Consider the following 16,308-nt stretch of genomic DNA (forward strand, 5'->3'; position numbering starts at 1 on the left):
GGCCCCCCTCTTCACCCAAAAGGAAGGGGACTGCTGCGCAGTCCAGCGGGAGCAAGCTCCCTCGCCACAGGTTCACCGTACGTAGGCAGACACAGATCTGAAGGGGAGAAAGGGATGAACAGGACCATCAGAATCGCCAGTGGCGCGCTGGTTTTAGGCGTTGCGCTGATCAGCCTGGGTGTGTGGCGCACCGCGCCGCCGAGCATGCTCAGCGAAGTCGCCCTGCCGGACACCTGGAGCGGCCAGAACCTCTCCCGTGACGGGGTCTCGGTGGCGCTTGAGGTCAAGCCTTTGGCCAAGGACGGTGTACTGCGCGAAGGCGAGTTTGCCGACGTACAGTTCCGGGTCAAGGACAGCACTTCGGGCCAGCCATTGTCTGGCGTCAACCCCGGCGCCTGGCTCGACCCCGAAACCGTTGCCGCCGACCAGGCCCAAGGCCGCGAGCGAAGCTGCAAATCCCGGGTCGGGGTGTTCCTCAAATCGAGCATTGGCGCGCGGCCGTTGCTGGACCTGAACAGCTACTTCCTGCTGGTGATGAACCGCGATGCCAGCGTGTCAGTGGTCGACCCGTCGGTGTCGGTGGGCGGCATCACCAGCACCATGGCCCGGATCGACCTCAAACAACCGCCGATGGATTGGGTGACCCCGAGGGACAACAAACGCGTGTTTTTGTCGATGCCGACCGCCGGGGAAGTGGCGGTGATCGACAGTGAGCAATTCAAATTGCTGGAGTCGGTGAGTGCTGGCAGCAACCCGGTGCGCGTGGCCCTGCAACCGGATGAACGTCTGTTGTGGGTCGGCAACAATGCGTCGACCGCCGACGAGTCCGGCGTCACGGTCATCGACACCCGCAGCCTCAAGACCCTCAAACACCTGGCCACCGGGGCCGGGCATCACGAAATCGCCTTCAGCAAGGACAGCCGCTTTGCCTTCGTCACCAACCGCGACGACGGCACCTTGAGCATCATCGACATCGCCAGCCTGACCGTCAGCAAGCAACTCAAGACCGGCTCGCACCCGCTGTCGGTGGCGTACTCGCCGCTGTCCCAGGCGGTGTACGTCGCCGATGGCGAGGACGGCACCGTGACTGTGGTCGACAGCGCCAGCCTGGCGGTGCGCCGGGTGATCAAGGCAAAGCAGGGCCTGGGACCGATGGGCTTCAGCGCTGACGGTCGCTTCGGCATTGTGCTCAACACCCTGGAGAATCAGGCCTCGGTGATCGACGCCGCGACCGACTCGCTGATCCATGAACTGGACGTGTCGGCCGAGCCCTATCAGGTGGTGTTCACCAAGGCCTATGCCTATGTGCGCGGACTGGCGTCGGCCAAAGTCACCATGATCAACCTGTCGTCGCTGGGCCAGGGGCGCACGCCGATCAGCCAGGGATTTGAGGCCGGGCCGCAAGCGCCACGGCTGGCCGGTGATCTGCCGCTGGCGTCAAGCCTGGCAGTGTCGCGGGACGACAACGCGGTGTTCGTGGTCAACCCGGTGGACAACACCACCTATTTCTACGCCGAAGGGATGAACGCGCCGATGTCCGGATACCCCAATCGCGGGCAAGTGGCGCGGGCGGCGATGGTCATCGACCGCAGCTTGCGCGAGGTTGAACCGGGGCTGTACAGCGCGCGGATCAAGTTGCCATCGGCCGGGCGTTTCGACGTGGCGTTCCTGCTCAATCAACCGAACATCATTCACTGCTTCACCGCGTTGGTCGAGCCAGACCCATCAATCGCCCAACACCCCGGCGCGCCCAAAGTGGAGTTCATGCTCGACAAGTCCACGGCCGCCCTCGGCAGCCCCTACGTGGTGCGCTTTCGCATCGTCCAGGGCCAGCAGAAGACCCGGCGCAGCGGGGTCAAGGATGTTCAGGTGCGCTACTTCCGCGCGCCGACGTCCCGGGCGCAGGAAGTCGCGGCCCTCGACATGGGCAATGGCATCTATGAAGCCCCGGTGACCCTGGACCAGAACGGCGCTTGGTACTTGCACGTCCGTGCGGCGTCGCTGGGTGCGAATTTCGACGACAAGACCTTTGCCAGCGTCCGGGTTCTGCCCGGCACTGCGAACTGAAGAGGACACCGACATGAACCGTTTCGCAAACCGTGGATGGCTGACGTTCTGCCTGTTGGCGGCCGGTATCGGTCAGGCCCTGGCGCACTCGGCGGACGAACACGCCGGGCACGACATGCCGCCCAAAAGCGCCACTTCCGAAAGCGCCCAGGTCAAGTTCGCCGACGTGGCACTGGTGGACCAGAACGGCAAATCGGTGCGCCTGGAAAAGGACCTGATCAGCAACAAAATCGTGGTCATGAGCTTCATCTACACCAGTTGCACCACGGTCTGCCCGGTGGTGTCCTCGATCATGGGCAAGGTGCAAAAACAACTCGGTGCCCGGGTCGGTGGCGAGGTGCAGCTGGTGTCGATCAGCGTCGACCCGCAGCGCGACGACGCCAAACGCCTGAACGACTACGCCCGCAACTTCCAGAACGGTCCGGGCTGGAGCTGGCTGACCGGCAGTTCGCAGTCGATCAATGAAACCCTCAAGGGCCTGGGCTCGTTCAGTGGCGACTTCAAGAACCATCAGCCATTGATCCTCGTCGGCGATGGCAACAGCCGCCACTGGACTCGCTACTACGGCTTCACCGACCCGGCCGTGCTGACCCGTGAAGTCGAGAAGATCAGCGGCCAGCGCAATGCCCACGCCAAACACACCGCCATTGCCATGGAGCAACAGCCATGAGAGCGCTCGCCCTGATCCTCTTCACAATGTGCTTTTGCATTGTCAGCTTGATGGCGTTTGCCCACGAAGGGCACGAAGAAACCGCGTCGGCAGTGGCTGCCGCGCAACCGGCGACCGGCACGCACGATGCGAAAACCTGGTTCACCGACACGCCGTTGCAGGATCAGAACGGCGAGACCCTGCGCTTCTACAGCGACGCGCTGCAAAACCGCGTGGTGCTGCTGAACGTGATTTTCACCAGCTGCAACGACGCCTGTCCGCTGATCACCCGCAAGCTCAAGGAAGTGCGTGAGTTGCTGGGCGACAAGGCTGATGGCATCACCTTTATCTCCCTTACCAGTGATCCGCTGCGCGATACGCCGGCGGTACTCAAGGCTTACACCTTGAAACAGGGCGTCGATGGGCCCCACTGGTTTTTTCTCACTGGCGACAAGGCGCAAATGGACCTTGTCCTGAGTCGTATCGGCCAGATCGTGCCGACCCCCGAACAGCATTCCACGCAGTTGATCGTCGGTGACGTGGCGAACAAGCGCTGGAGCAAAATCCGTCCCGATGCCCCGGCCGCCGCCATTGCTCAGCGCTTGCAGTTGCTGACCATGCCCGTGGCCGGTCGTTGAGCGCGCCATGAAAACGTCCCTGGTCCTCGGCCTGCTACTGCTTGGCGGCATGCATTGCACCGCCCATGCGTTAGCGCTCACCCCTAGCGAAAGTGCGGGCAAACGCCTGTACCGCGAGGGTCTGTCCGAGAGCGGTGAACCGGTCATGGCCCGGGTCGGCGCCGCCGACATGATCTTGCCGGCCAGCAGCTTGCCGTGCGCCAACTGCCATGGCGCCGACGGTCAGGGGCGGCCGGAAGGCGGGGTGCGCCCGCCGGACATCAGCTGGTCGCGGCTCTCCAGCCGCTATGGCCAGGAGCAAGTCAACGGTCGCGACTATCCGGCCTACACCGAGGGCGCGTTGGCCCGAGCCATTGCCGAAGGTCGCGATTCGGCCAACAACCGACTGGATCCGGCGATGCCGCGGTTCGTGCTGTCGATGAAGGATCAACGCAACCTCACGGCCTACCTCAAGCGTGTGGCCGATGACCGCGACCCCGGATTGACCGCCGACAGTCTGCACCTGGGCACCTTGTTGCCCAGTCAGGGACCGCTGGCCGATGAGGGCGCTACGGTAGCGGCGGTGCTCAGGGGCAGCGTGGCACGAATCAATGAAGCGGGCGGCATTCATGGTCGGCAAGTGAATTTGACCATCCTCGACCCTGGCCCGGACCGCGCCAGTGCCGAGCGGGCACTGGAGCAGTTGATCGAACAGGAGCAAGTGTTCGCCCTGATCTCACCGCTGGCCCCGGCGCTGGACGTGGACCTGGCGGCGCGTCTGGAACAGGCCGGGATTCCGCTGATCGGGCCGCTCTCGTTACAAGGCATGGCGCAGGCCAGTCGGCAAATCTTTGAACCGTTGCCGGGGCTGCGCGAACAATTGATCGCCCTGGCCGACTATGGCACCGCCAATTTGCGTGTGCTCAAGGGGCCGACGCTGATTATCTACCCAGACGAGCCGAGCCAACGGCAGGCGGCGCAGGACCTCGGCCAATACTTGCAGGATCACGGTTGGCAAGAGGTGCGGTTGCAAGCCTACGACGAGGCACAAGACGAACTGCCGCTGGGCTCGCGCTCGGTGTTTTACCTGGGCAGTGGCAGAGGTTTCAGTCGCTTGGCCGAGCGTTTGCAAAAAGCGGGGCAGGTGCCTTACCTGTTCGCGGCCTCGAATCAGGTGGCCGGTGACGTGTTGCAAATGCCCAGCGGGTTTTCCCGTCGGTTGTTCTTGGCCTACCCGTTCGTGCCCAGCGACTGGACGCTGGCCGGGCGCCTGGCGCTGACGCAATTGCGCGAAAACCAGGGGTTGGGCGGTCAGCACGCGGTGCTGCAAGTCGGCGCCTACAGCTCGATGCTGCTGTTGAGCGAAGGCATGAAGCAGGCCGGGCGCGACGCCAGCCGCGAGAAGCTCATCAGCGCCCTGGAAGGCTTGCATGATTTCGAGACCGGGTTGACCCCGTTGATCAACTTTGGCCCGGGCCGTCGCTTGGGCTTGAGCGGTGCCCACGTCGTGACGGTGGACTTGCCCGACCAGCGCTTCTTTGTGGTTGCACCCTACAAACCCATTGCTGCCATGCCCTGACCGGAGGCCGATCATGAAACTCAACATTGCGCTGATGCTGCTGACACTGTGGGTCCCGGTCGCGTTGTGCAACAACGGCCCGGCCGCCGCGCGGGTCAATGGCGAGGAAATTTCCGAGTTTCGCCTGGAGCGCTATTTCGCCGAATTCCTCGAGGATCAGGGCCGGGCGGTGGGCAACATTCGCAACCCCAAGGCTTATAAGCAGCTGCGGCAGAAGGCGCTGGACGCCTTGATCGACAAGGAGCTGCTGTGGCAAGAAGCGCTCAAGCGCGGCGTGGTGATCAGCGATGCCGACGTGCAACGCCAGGTTGACCAGACCCGCCAAGCCATCGGCGGCCCGGAGGTGTTTGCCCGCCGGCTCCAGGACGCCGGTTTTGATGAAGCCAGCTTCACCGAATACACCCGTCGGGAACTGGCGGCCCAGCAAGTCTTTGCCGAGCTGGTGCAGGCGGGGGGAACACCGGATGAAAAACAGGTCCGGACGTTTTACGAGGAACATCGCGCCGACATGAGCAGGCCAGAAGAAATCCAGGCCCGGCACATCCTGATCAAAGTGCCGCAAGACGCCGATGCCGCCACGGTTGAAGCGGCGCGGCTACGCTTAATAGAGATGCGCGCGAAAATCAGCCAGGGCGAGGACTTTGCCAGTGTCGCCAAGGCCGGCTCCGAAGATGCTTCGGCCAAAGAGGGCGGCGATCTGGGCTATTTTCCTCGGGGGCGCATGCTGCCCGAGTTCGAAGCGGCGGCCTTCGCCCTGACGCCGGGGGCCGTCAGCGAACCGGTGCGTACGCCGTTGGGCTGGCATTTGATTTATCTACAGAACCACTTGGAGGCAGCCGATGTCTCAGAAATGCAGGGGCTTGAAATGGTCAGGGCTTACCTTGCCCGACAGCAACAGGCTCAAGCACGTCTGCAAGTTCTGGCGCAGCTTCGATCAAACAATCGAATCGAACGGATTGACGATGATTGATGCTTCACCCCCAAATGTGGGGAAAGCTTCAATGCAAATCCGGGCGCTTCCCCGTCTTTGGGGGACGGGGTTTGCGAGCGAAAAGGTTTTTTCATGAAAATCAAAGCGATGTGTCGACCAAAAAGCGGCACTCAGTCTGGCATGAAGTGTGCGTTAGCCTAATTAAGGCGCGCACTCCCAGGCACGGATATCGGACCTGCGGTTACAAGGAGTCCACCTTGTTGAACAAAATACTGGTTGTTGAAGACGAACAGCTGCTTGCACAAAACCTCCGGGATTATCTGGCGGCGCAGGGGCTGGATGTCCTGGTAGCGAACGACGGTGCGAAGGCCATCGGCGAAGCCGAAAAATTTGCACCCGATGTGATGGTGTTCGATTACCGCTTGCCCGATATGGAAGGCTTTGAGGTGCTCGACGCGGTCCGCCAGAACAGGAATTGCCATTTTGTGCTGATTACCGGGCACCCCACCGCTGAAGTCTGTGAGCGGGCCCGGCAACTGGGAGTCAGCCATATCCTGTTCAAACCGTTTCCGTTGGCGGAACTGGCCCGAGCAGTCTGTGACCTTTTAGGGATGAAGCGCGAACCCAAAACGGGCGTGAGCACCTCCGAGGGATTCGTCGAACGACGCCAGAGCAGGACCGAGAGTTTCCCGCTGCAGTTGTACGACGGTAGTTGGGTGCTTGCAGATCGCCGACGAACATCGGCCTCCATGGCGCCAGACGACGAACAACTGCTCACCGGGGAGTAATTGGCGCGACAAGGCGTTCCGGCATTCGCCGCGATGACTCGCCGCGCCGACAGGGCTCAAAGCCCCGGGCGTTGGAGAGCATGCCATGGACCGTCTATCCCTTGCCGTCGAACCGGCGTTGTTGGACTGTGTACCGTCTCGTTTTTCCAGTGAGCAGTTAGCCCAGGCTCGGGCTCGGGCCACCAGTTCCGGCGAACGGGTACTGGAAGCCCTCGGGGTGTTGTGCGAACTCGCCCCGATGCCCTTCATCCAGTGCCTCGGCACCACCCTGCATTATCCGGTGCTCGACACCGACAGCCTGTTCAAGGCCATCCCGGTATTCGACCGGGTCACCCTGGCCCAATGCCTCAAGCGCGAATTCATCCTGCTGCGTCACGAAGACGCGGTCATCGGCGTGTTTGCCGACCCCTTCGATACCTCGCGCCTGGCCTGGATCGACGACTGCCTGCACGGTGCGCCGCTGTACCTGGTGCATGCCGACGACCTGAAAGCCTACCTGGCGCGCCACGAAGAAAGCTTCCACGCGGTGGAATCGCTCAATGCCCAATCCGACACCGGCGTTGAAATCGACACCCTGCAAAGCCTGTCCCTGACCAGCATCAGCGAAGACGCCAGCGTCGTCGTCAAACTGGTCAACTCGACCCTCTACGACGCCTTGAAAATGCACGCCAGTGACATTCACCTGGGCACCACCGGCAGCGGCCTGGTGATCAAGTACCGGATCGATGGCGTGCTCAACAACATCAGCAAAATCCAGGGCAGCGAGTTTGCCGAGCAGGTGATCTCCCGGGTCAAAGTCATGGCCGAACTGGACATCGGCGAAAAACGCGTGCCCCAGGACGGTCGCTTCAAGATCGGCATCAGCGGCCGGCAGATCGACTTCCGGGTGTCGATCATGCCGAGCATTTTCGGCGAAGACGCGGTGCTGCGGGTCCTCGACAAACAGGACCTGGCCGACAAAGTCAGCGGTGTGCAATTGCAGGCCCTGGGCTTTGAAGAAGAAACCCTGCGCCAACTGCGGCGTCTGGCCGCCGAACCCTACGGCATGGTGCTGGTGACCGGCCCGACCGGCAGCGGTAAAACCACCACGCTGTACGCGATGATCACCGAGATCAACCACGGCGTGGACAAGATCATCACCATCGAAGACCCGGTGGAATATCAACTGCCGGGCGTACTGCAAATCCCGGTCAACGAAAAGAAAGGCCTGACCTTCGCCCGTGGCTTGCGCTCGATCCTGCGCCATGACCCGGACAAGATCATGGTCGGTGAAATCCGCGACCCGGACACCGCGCAAATCGCCGTGCAATCGGCACTCACCGGTCACCTGGTGTTCACCACGATCCACGCCAACAACGTGTTCGACGTGATCGGCCGTTTCACCCAAATGGAAATCGACCCCTACAGCCTGGTGTCGGCGCTCAACGCGGTGCTGGCGCAGCGGCTGATCCGCCTGGTCTGCGCCAGTTGCAGCGCGCCGGTCACCCCCACCGACGACGAATTGCTCGCCTCGGGCCTCGACCCGAAAGAGGTCGGCCACTACCAGTTTGTGCATGGCAAGGGCTGCGGCCACTGCCGGGGCACCGGGTATCGCGGGCGCAGTGCGATCGCCGAGCTGCTGCACCTGGACGACGAGCTGCGGCAAATGATTGTCGAGCGCCAACCCATTTCGAAGATCAAGGCCCACGCCTGCAAACGTGGCTTGCGCCTGCTGCGCGAGTCGGCCCTGGAACTGGTGCAACAGGGGCGTACCACGCTCGAGGAGATCAATCGTGTCACTTTTGTCTCGTGATCGGTATATCGCCGTGCTCGGCGCCAGCGGTGTCGGCCTCGGCCAGCGCCGCGGCAGCGACACCCTGTGGCTGGGCAGCGTCGGCTTCATCGACGAAGGCTTCCATGCCTGGGCCGTCGCCCTCGAAACCCTCGACCGTTTGCTCGGCGAACACGCGCCGGCCGGTGCGGAGCTGTGTGTGGTGATCTCCGGGCACTTCAGCCGTTTCTGCCTGGTGCCCTGGAGCGAAGAAATCAGCAGCCCCGACGAACTGCTCGGGTTCGCCCAACTGTGCTTCGAAGACCTTTATGGTGTACCGACCCAACCCTGGAGCATGGTGCTGTCAGCCGAGCCTGCGGGTTACGACCGGATCGCCAGTGCACTGCCGCAAGACTTGTTGACGCGCCTGCGCAGCCTGGTCAGCGGTCGCGGCATGCGCCTGCGTTCGGTGCAGCCGTACCTGATGGCCGCGTTCAATCACTTCGACAAGAGCTTTGAGGGTGGCGACTTTCTGTTCGTCGTTGCCGAGCCGGTGCGCAGCGTGTTGCTGCTGGCGCGGGAAGGGCGCTGGGTGGCGGTGCGTTCGGCGGGCAGCAGTGACAGCGACGCGGCGCTGACCGCGCTGATCGGTCGTGAAAGCCAATTGCAGGCCTCCACCAGCGAACGGCCGCTCAACGTCTACCTGCACGCCCCGGCGCGCATCGACTCGCATCCCGATGTGCCGGGCGTGCACTTGCGCACCCTTGAAGAAGACCAGACGGCCGTACGCGACAGTTTGTACGTCATGTCTCGGGCGGTGGCCTGACATGCGCCCGCTGATGCTCGACTTCCAGCCGCGTCGCCGTTCCGGCCCATTGGGCTGGAGCTTGCTGGCCGGTGGCGTGACGCTGGCGTTGGTGTGTTTCTTCTTCCAGCAGCACCTCGATGACGAGGCCTCGCAACAACAAGGTCATCTGCAACATGCCCAGCGTGCGCTCACCGGCGACAACGGCAGCAAGGTCTCCCTGACCCCGGCCGAAACCCGCGAGCAGGCACAGAACCTGGCCGAAATGCGCAAAGTCTCCCAGCAACTGCGTCGGCCTTGGGAGCGCCTGTTCGCCATGCTCGAAGCGATGCCGCGCGATAACGTCGCCTTGCTGACCCTGACCCCGGATGCACGCAAAGGTCAGGTGCGCATCAGCGCCGAGGCGCGGGACCTGGAATCGATGCTCGAATTCCACCAACGCCTGGAAGCCAGCGACGAGCTGTCCGACGTGTCGCTGCTCAGCCACGAAATCGTCGCCAACGTGCCGGAACACCCGGTGCAATTCAACCTGTCGGCCAGCTGGGAGATCGGCGATGCGAATCCCTAGATTGATCGTCCACGAATACCTGCAAGGCCTGGGCATTCCTGGCCTGGCTGGCATGGCGCTGCTGCTGGTCGCCCTGGTGTATGGCCTCGGCGGGTTGATGCCGGACTGGCAAGCGCTGCAACAGCTGAGCCAGCAGACCCGGGAAGCCGGCGAGTACCTGGCCAAGGTTGAAGACGGCAGCGTCGCCGCCCCGGTGGTGCCGCAGCGTCAACTCGACGATTTCCGCAGCAAACTGCCGTCGCAACCGCAGGCCACTGTGGCCATCGACAAGATCTACGCGCTGGCCAGCCAGGAACACATAACCCTGTCGCGCGGTGAATATTCACTGGGCATCGACCCCAAGACGCACCTGGCCCGCTACCAGATTCTGCTGCCGGTGCGCGGCAGCTATCCGCAACTGCGGCGCTTCCTGCACGCCTTGCTCGGCCAGTTGCCGGCAGTGGTGGTGGAAGACGTGGAGTTCCAGCGCAAGAAGATCGCCGACACCGACCTGACCGGGCGGATCCGCATGACCCTTTACCTGTCGAGGTCATGATGAATACCAAGCGCGTACTGGGTTGGATGGCGTTCTTCGGCGTGGCCGCGGGACTGGCCTGGGGTCCTCAATATTTGCAGAAAACCGATGAGGGCGATGAGTCTGTCGCCGCCTCGACCACCCCGGTCAAAAGCAAAACCGGCACGCTGCCGGCGGCAGCAGCCAATGGCAAACCGGCGGTGATCAAGGACCTCAGCCCGTCCGGCGACCTGTTCACCGCCCGCAGCTGGAAGGTCGCACCGATCCTGGCCAGCGTCACCGAACAGCCCGTCAACCAGACCCCGGTGGTACAAGCCCCCAGCGTACCGCCGATGCCTTTCCAGTTCATTGGCAAGCTGAATGACCGCTCCGACCTGCAAGTGTTTTTGCAGAACGGCGAAAAAATATACGTCGTACGCAAAGGGGATGTGATCGACGAAACCTGGCGGATCGAGCGGATTTCCGACGTGGAACTCAGTTTTGTCTACTTGCCTCTGCATTTGTCCCAGACCTTGTCTGTGGGGAGCGCGCAATGAACACATCCCGTTTGCTGTTGAGTGTCTGCATCGCTGCAGCGCTGGCCGCGTGCAGTTCGGCGCAGCTCGCGAACCAGGAAGCTTCCCAGCTGATCGAGTCGGGGCAGTACGAAGCCGGCCTGGCCCGTATCGAAGAAGGGTTGCGTGAAGACCCCCGCGACACCGAGCTGCACCTGGCCCTCAACAGCGGGCGAAGGCTGGCGGTGACCAACTTACTGTCTCAAGGTGACATGGACCGCGCCCGCCGTGATTTCCCTTCGGCACGCATGGCCTACGGCCGGGTGTTGAACATCGAACCAAACAACCGTCGCGCCCAGGACGCGCTGCGCCAACTCGATTACCTGCGCAGCATGGATGAAAAACTCGAACTGGCTCGTGGCGACCTGCGTCGCGGCGACATCTACGGCGCCGATCGCCAGGTCAAACAGATCCTCGAACTCGACCCGAAAAACGACGGTGCCCTGGAACTGCAAGGCAACATCCGCCTGGTGCAGAGCCGCAACGTGATCCCGTACCCACAACTGCGCACCCGCCTGGATCGTCCGGTGACCCTGGAATTTCGCGACGCCAACCTGAAAACCATTTTCGAAGTGCTGTCCCAGGTGGCCGGTCTGAACTTCATCTTCGACAAGGACCTGCGCCCGGACATGAAAGCCACGATCTTCGTGCGTGACGTGCGCATCGAAGACGCCGTGGAACTGCTGCTGCAACAGAACCAGTTGCACCAGAAAATCGTCAACGAAAACACCTTGCTGATCTACCCGGACTCGCCGCAAAAGCTCAAGGACTATCAAGAGCTGGTGATGCGCACGTTCTACCTGACCAGCATCGATGCGAACACCGCGCTGAACATGATCAAGACCATGCTCAAGACTCGCGACGTGTTCGTCGATGAGCGCCTCAATACCCTGACCATGCGCGACAGCGAAGACGCCGTGCGCATGGCCGAAAAGCTCCTGCAATCGCAAGACCAGTCCAACCCGGAAGTGGTGCTGGAAGTGGAAGTGATGGAAGTCGCCCGTCAACGGATTCTCGACCTTGGCCTGCAATGGCCGAACACCTTCGGCGTGATCAACACCGACGGCTCGCCGGTGACGATCCTCGATCAACTCAAAGGCATCGACTCCAGCCGGATCTCCATCTCGCCATCGCCGCAAGCCAAGATCAACGCGCAGGACAACGACATCAACACCCTGGCCAGCCCGGTGATTCGCGTCAGCAACCGTGAGCAGGCACGCATCCACATTGGTCAACGTGTGCCAATCATCAGTGCGACTTCGGTGCCGTCGACCCAAGGGCCGGTGATCACCGAAAGCGTCACCTACCTCGACGTCGGTCTGAAGCTGGAAGTGCAGCCGATCGTGCACTTGAACAATGAAGTGGCGATCAAAATCGCCCTGGAAGTGAGTAACGCCACGCCGCTGGAACCGACCCGCCAAGGCACCATTCCGGTTCAGGTCGACACCCGCAACGCCCAGACCACGCTGCGTCTGCATGACGGCGAAACACAGATCCTCGCCGGCCTGGTGCGTAACGACCATGGCGCCACGGGCAACAAGATCCCCGGTCTTGGCGACATCCCGGGCCTTGGCCGCTTGTTCGGCAGCAACAAGGACACCGTCGGCAAATCCGAGTTGGTGCTGTCGATCACCCCACGGATCGTGCGCAACCTGCCGTACCAGAGCCCGTCGGACATGGAGTTCCCTACCGGCACCGAAACCAGCATGCACATCCAGGCGCCGGATCGCCGGATGGAGCCACAGATCCAGAATGAACACATCGACCGCTCGGTGCCTGGCGTGACCACCGAAGTGACGGTCGGCCGGCCGGTGGCTTCCGCCACCCCTCAAGTCACAATTGAGAAGCCTTGATCATGAACGCCTCGCAACGCGGTTTTACCTTGATCGAAGTCGTCGTGACGCTGGCCCTGATCGGCCTGCTGGCCGGTATGGCCGCGCCGCTGACCGAGACCGTGGTGCGCCGGGGCAAAGAGCAGGACCTGCGCACCGCGCTGTACCAGATTCGCGATGCCATCGACGCCTACAAGCGCGCCTTTGACGCCGGCTATATCGAGAAGTCGCTGAACAGCAGCGGCTATCCACCCAATCTTCAAGTGCTGGTGGAAGGCGTGCGTGATGTGCGCAGTGCCAAGGGCGCCAAGTTCTACTTTTTGCGCCGCGTGCCTCATGACCCGCTGACGGCGGTCAAGCGTGACGACGAAGGTGGCTGGGGCTTGCGCTCTTATGACAGTACGGCTCAAAACCCGCGTGAAGGTGAAGACGTCTTTGACGTTTACTCCAAGGCCCGGGGCAAGGGTCTCAACGGCATCGCCTACCGGGAGTGGTGAGCATATGCGTCGGCAAAAGGGCTTTACCTTATTGGAACTGATGGTGGTCATGGCAATCATCGCGACGCTGATGACCATCGCCTTGCCGCGCTATTTCAACAGCCTCGAAACGTCGAAGGAAACCACTTTGCGCCAGAGCCTGTCGGCCATGCGCGAAGCACTGGATCACTACTACGGCGACACCGGGCGTTACCCCGATTCCCTCGATCAACTGATCGAACAGCGTTACCTGCGCAACGCGCCGATGGACCCGATTGCCGAGCGTAAGGACACCTGGGTGCTGGTCGCGCCGCCGGATGGCGTGGCGGGCGGGGTGGCTGATATCAAAAGTGGAGCCACAGGGAGGGCGCGTGATGGCAGCCTTTATTCCGAGTGGTAAGCCGACCGACGAGGCGGGGTTCACCTACCTGGGCGTGCTGTTCCTGATCATGGTGATGGGCATGGGGCTGGCCAGCGCCGGCGAGTTGTGGGCAACCGCCTCGCGCCGCGATCGGGAGCGTCAGTTGCTGTGGGTCGGCACGCAGTACGCCCAGGCCCTGCGCAGCTACTACCGCAGTTCGCCAGGCCTGGCGCAGTACCCGAAAGAATTGGCGGACCTGCTGCAGGATGAGCGTTTTCCATCACCCAAACATCATCTGCGCCAGCTGTACCCGGACCCGATTGGCGGGGGTGAGTGGACGCTGATGCGCGGTTTCGACGGGCGCATCACCGGCCTCAACAGCCCTTCGACGGACACGCCGCTCAAGCAGACTGATTTTCCCAGCCAGTGGTCGGATTTCGTCGGGATGGCCAGCTACAAAGACTGGCAGTTCGTGGCCGAGAAGGCCTTCCTCGACGGCACCTCTGGCCCGCCGAAAGCCCAGTCCTCAACGCCTCAGGCGCTATCGCCATGAACAGACACTGGCTCGCGGCCCTGATCCTCACCTGCGTGGCGTCCTTCGCCAGTGCCGGCGAAGACGAGGAAATGCTCGGTTTCATTGTCGATGACACGATCTCGCACATCGGCCACGACTTTTATTACTCGTTCAGTGAACGTCTGCGCGCGACCAGCCCGATGGATTTCAACCTGGTGGTGCGTGAACGACCTTCGGCTCGCTGGGGCAGCCTGGTGACCGTGGAATATCGGCAGCGACTGGTTTATCGGCGTTTCTTGCCGCCGAATACCGTGGACCTCCAGGACGACGCCTATCAGGCCGCCGACGTGGTTCGCGCACAGATAGCCCAGCAGAAGCTGGAGGCCTTGTTGCAAGACACTACGGACCTGGAGAGGGACGAATTATGAAAAAGAAAACGTTCTTGCAGTGCACCGGCATTTTACTGCTCGGGCTGGGCAGCGCCAGCCTGGTCCAGGCCACGGAGCTGGTGTACACACCCATCAACCCTTCGTTCGGCGGCAACCCGTTGAACGGCACCTGGCTGCTCAACAACGCTCAGGCGCAGAACGACTACGACGATCCGGACCTGAAAAATCGCACCGCTATCGCCGGCACTTCGGCCCTGGAGCGATTCACCAGTCAGCTGCAATCGCGGTTGCTGGGGCAAGTGCTGGACAACATTTCCTCCGGTAACTCGGGGAGCCTTTCTACCGACGCTTTTATTGTCAACGTTGTCGATGATTCCGGTGCACTGACCATTGAAGTGACGGACCGATCGACCGGTGAAGTGTCGGAAATCCAGGTGAATGGCCTGGCCCCTTAAAAGGGCTTTGGGTCGATGGGGAGTTAGGGACATGAAAAAAATAATTGCGCTAGGGCTGATGTTGGCAACCTTACAAGGGTGTGGTTTGCGCGAGCCGATGTCGGCCGAGCAGGACACCAAGACTCCGACCCTGACACCACGGGCGTCGACCTATTACGATTTGCTGGCCATGCCTCGACCCAAGGGCCGGTTGATGGCGGTGGTGTACGGTTTCCGCGACCAGACCGGGCAATACAAACCGACCCCGGCCAGTTCGTTTTCAACCAGCGTGACCCAGGGCGCGGCGAGCATGTTGATGGATGCGTTGCAGTCCAGCGGCTGGTTTGTGGTGCTGGAGCGGGAAGGGCTGCAGAACCTGCTGACCGAGCGCAAGATCATTCGCGCTTCGCAGAAAAAGGCTAATACGCCGGTGAATATCCAGGGTGAACTGCCTCCATTGCAAGCGGCGAACATGATGCTTGAGGGTGGGATCATTGCTTATGACACCAATGTGCGCAGTGGCGGGGAAGGGGCGCGTTATCTGGGGATCGATATTTCCCGGGAGTACCGGGTGGATCAGGTCACGGTGAACTTGCGGGCGGTGGATGTGCGCAGTGGGCAGGTGTTGGCTAACGTGATGACCAGCAAGACGATCTATTCGGTGAGCCGTAGTGCCGGGGTGTTCAAGTTTATCGAGTTCAAGAAGTTGCTCGAAGCTGAAGTCGGTTACACCACGAACGAGCCGGCGCAGTTGTGTGTGTTGTCGGCGATCGAGGCGGCCGTTGGGCATTTGCTGGCGCAGGGGATTGAGCGGCATTTGTGGCAGGTGGCAGGGGATAACACGCCGGAGGCCGATGCGACGCTTGACCGGTACCTGACCCAGACCAAGGTTGATCCGGAGAGTGAGTGAACCGAGGCGGCCTTCGGGCCGACCTGGTTTTCCCCTTGGTGTACATATCCATTTCTGCGGTAACGGCCGTTAATGGTTCCGCCCTTACGGCGTGTCACTTTGGCAAACGCCGGGGTGCCGGCCCAGCCCAAAGTAACCAAAGGTCTCGCCCCGAGCGTCCGGCCCCTCGCTTAGGCTCGGCGTTCCTTCGTTCCGGTATCCATCCGGGGACACTGCCCTCCGGTCTGCTTCGCTACGACCTACATGCAGCGTGTTCGACTGCGTCGAACGGCGCTGCGCGCCACTCCCCGGATGCACACCTCCACTCAGCCTCCCGAGGGGGCGGTAGATCAAAAGCTTTCAGGCGAGCTAACGCTCGGCCTGTTGAGTGGTGAGAGGCAACGGCTGTACGCCGATTTAAAACTGTGGGAGCGAGCCTGCTCGCGAAGACGGACTCACAGCCAACCATTCCCTATCAAATGTACCCAATCCAACTGTGGGAGCGAGCCTGCTCGCGAAGACGGACTCACATTCAACGTTGATGGCGATTGACACACCGTCATCGCGAGCAAGCTCGCTCCCACAGGGGAT

Annotated in this window: 18 protein-coding genes; all 18 read left to right on the plus strand. The window is 62.0% G+C overall.

From position 1 onward, the window contains the following. Positions 1 to 114 precede the first annotated feature (114 nt). The 18 genes from AC07N8_RS10305 to AC07N8_RS10390 all read left to right on the plus strand — a co-directional run bounded on the left by AC07N8_RS10305 (position 115) and on the right by AC07N8_RS10390 (position 15,738). Positions 115 to 2,067 (plus strand): cytochrome D1 domain-containing protein, encoded by a 1,953-nt coding sequence (locus AC07N8_RS10305; RefSeq protein WP_483839990.1) that lies wholly within the window; start codon positions 115 to 117, stop codon positions 2,065 to 2,067. Between the two features lie 13 nt (positions 2,068 to 2,080). Then, positions 2,081 to 2,737: an SCO family protein gene (locus AC07N8_RS10310; RefSeq protein ID WP_483839989.1), complete on the plus strand. Its 657-nt coding sequence runs from the start codon at positions 2,081 to 2,083 to the stop codon at positions 2,735 to 2,737. Beyond that, a complete protein-coding gene (locus tag AC07N8_RS10315) occupies positions 2,734 to 3,354 on the plus strand; it encodes an SCO family protein (protein ID WP_483839988.1) in 621 nt (206 codons plus the stop codon). The genes AC07N8_RS10310 and AC07N8_RS10315 overlap by 4 nt, the downstream gene beginning before the upstream one ends. A gap of 7 nt (positions 3,355 to 3,361) precedes the next feature. Then, positions 3,362 to 4,912, plus strand: a complete 1,551-nt coding sequence (locus tag AC07N8_RS10320; RefSeq protein ID WP_493143387.1) for a cytochrome c/ABC transporter substrate-binding protein — start codon at positions 3,362 to 3,364, stop codon at positions 4,910 to 4,912. 13 nt (positions 4,913 to 4,925) lie between these two features. Continuing rightward, on the plus strand, positions 4,926 to 5,882 hold the full coding sequence (locus tag AC07N8_RS10325) for a peptidylprolyl isomerase (protein WP_483839986.1): 957 nt from the start codon (positions 4,926 to 4,928) through the stop codon (positions 5,880 to 5,882). A 218-nt stretch (positions 5,883 to 6,100) separates the two neighbouring features. Then, positions 6,101 to 6,631: a response regulator gene (locus tag AC07N8_RS10330; protein ID WP_483839985.1), complete on the plus strand. Its 531-nt coding sequence runs from the start codon at positions 6,101 to 6,103 to the stop codon at positions 6,629 to 6,631. Positions 6,632 to 6,716: 85 nt separating this feature from the next. Beyond that, on the plus strand, positions 6,717 to 8,423 hold the full coding sequence (locus tag AC07N8_RS10335; RefSeq protein WP_483839984.1) for a GspE/PulE family protein: 1,707 nt from the start codon (positions 6,717 to 6,719) through the stop codon (positions 8,421 to 8,423). Continuing rightward, complete coding sequence (locus AC07N8_RS10340) at positions 8,404 to 9,207, plus strand: hypothetical protein (protein ID WP_483839983.1); 804 nt, start codon at positions 8,404 to 8,406, stop codon at positions 9,205 to 9,207. The genes AC07N8_RS10335 and AC07N8_RS10340 overlap by 20 nt, the downstream gene beginning before the upstream one ends. 1 nt (position 9,208) lies before the next feature. Further along, the gene (locus AC07N8_RS10345; RefSeq protein WP_493143390.1) at positions 9,209 to 9,754 is read left to right on the plus strand and encodes a PilN domain-containing protein; all 546 of its coding nucleotides are present in this window, start codon (positions 9,209 to 9,211) and stop codon (positions 9,752 to 9,754) included. Then, complete coding sequence (locus AC07N8_RS10350; protein ID WP_483839981.1) at positions 9,741 to 10,289, plus strand: GspMb/PilO family protein; 549 nt, start codon at positions 9,741 to 9,743, stop codon at positions 10,287 to 10,289. The genes AC07N8_RS10345 and AC07N8_RS10350 overlap by 14 nt, the downstream gene beginning before the upstream one ends. After that, complete coding sequence (locus tag AC07N8_RS10355) at positions 10,289 to 10,804, plus strand: hypothetical protein (RefSeq protein ID WP_483839980.1); 516 nt, start codon at positions 10,289 to 10,291, stop codon at positions 10,802 to 10,804. Before AC07N8_RS10350 ends, AC07N8_RS10355 begins: the two co-directional genes overlap by 1 nt. Further along, positions 10,801 to 12,675, plus strand: a complete 1,875-nt coding sequence (locus AC07N8_RS10360) for a secretin GspD/PilQ domain-containing protein (protein ID WP_483839979.1) — start codon at positions 10,801 to 10,803, stop codon at positions 12,673 to 12,675. Before AC07N8_RS10355 ends, AC07N8_RS10360 begins: the two co-directional genes overlap by 4 nt. Positions 12,676 to 12,677: 2 nt before the next feature. Continuing rightward, positions 12,678 to 13,151, plus strand: coding sequence for a type II secretion system protein (locus tag AC07N8_RS10365; RefSeq protein ID WP_027921387.1), 474 nt, complete (start codon positions 12,678 to 12,680; stop codon positions 13,149 to 13,151). 4 nt (positions 13,152 to 13,155) lie between these two features. Then, entirely contained in the window at positions 13,156 to 13,530 is a 375-nt protein-coding gene (locus tag AC07N8_RS10370; protein WP_027921386.1) for a type II secretion system protein, read from the plus strand. Further along, positions 13,505 to 14,044: a type II secretion system protein gene (locus AC07N8_RS10375; protein WP_493143394.1), complete on the plus strand. Its 540-nt coding sequence runs from the start codon at positions 13,505 to 13,507 to the stop codon at positions 14,042 to 14,044. Before AC07N8_RS10370 ends, AC07N8_RS10375 begins: the two co-directional genes overlap by 26 nt. After that, positions 14,041 to 14,433: a curli production assembly/transport protein CsgE gene (gene csgE / locus AC07N8_RS10380; RefSeq protein ID WP_483839977.1), complete on the plus strand. Its 393-nt coding sequence runs from the start codon at positions 14,041 to 14,043 to the stop codon at positions 14,431 to 14,433. Before AC07N8_RS10375 ends, csgE begins: the two co-directional genes overlap by 4 nt. Further along, positions 14,430 to 14,849 (plus strand): curli assembly protein CsgF, encoded by a 420-nt coding sequence (locus tag AC07N8_RS10385; RefSeq protein WP_483839976.1) that lies wholly within the window; start codon positions 14,430 to 14,432, stop codon positions 14,847 to 14,849. The genes csgE and AC07N8_RS10385 overlap by 4 nt, the downstream gene beginning before the upstream one ends. Before the next feature lie 31 nt (positions 14,850 to 14,880). Continuing rightward, the gene (locus tag AC07N8_RS10390) at positions 14,881 to 15,738 is read left to right on the plus strand and encodes a CsgG/HfaB family protein (protein WP_483839975.1); all 858 of its coding nucleotides are present in this window, start codon (positions 14,881 to 14,883) and stop codon (positions 15,736 to 15,738) included. Positions 15,739 to 16,308: the final 570 nt, after the last annotated feature.

Source organism: Pseudomonas sp. GW821-FHT10C09, assembly GCF_059415465.1.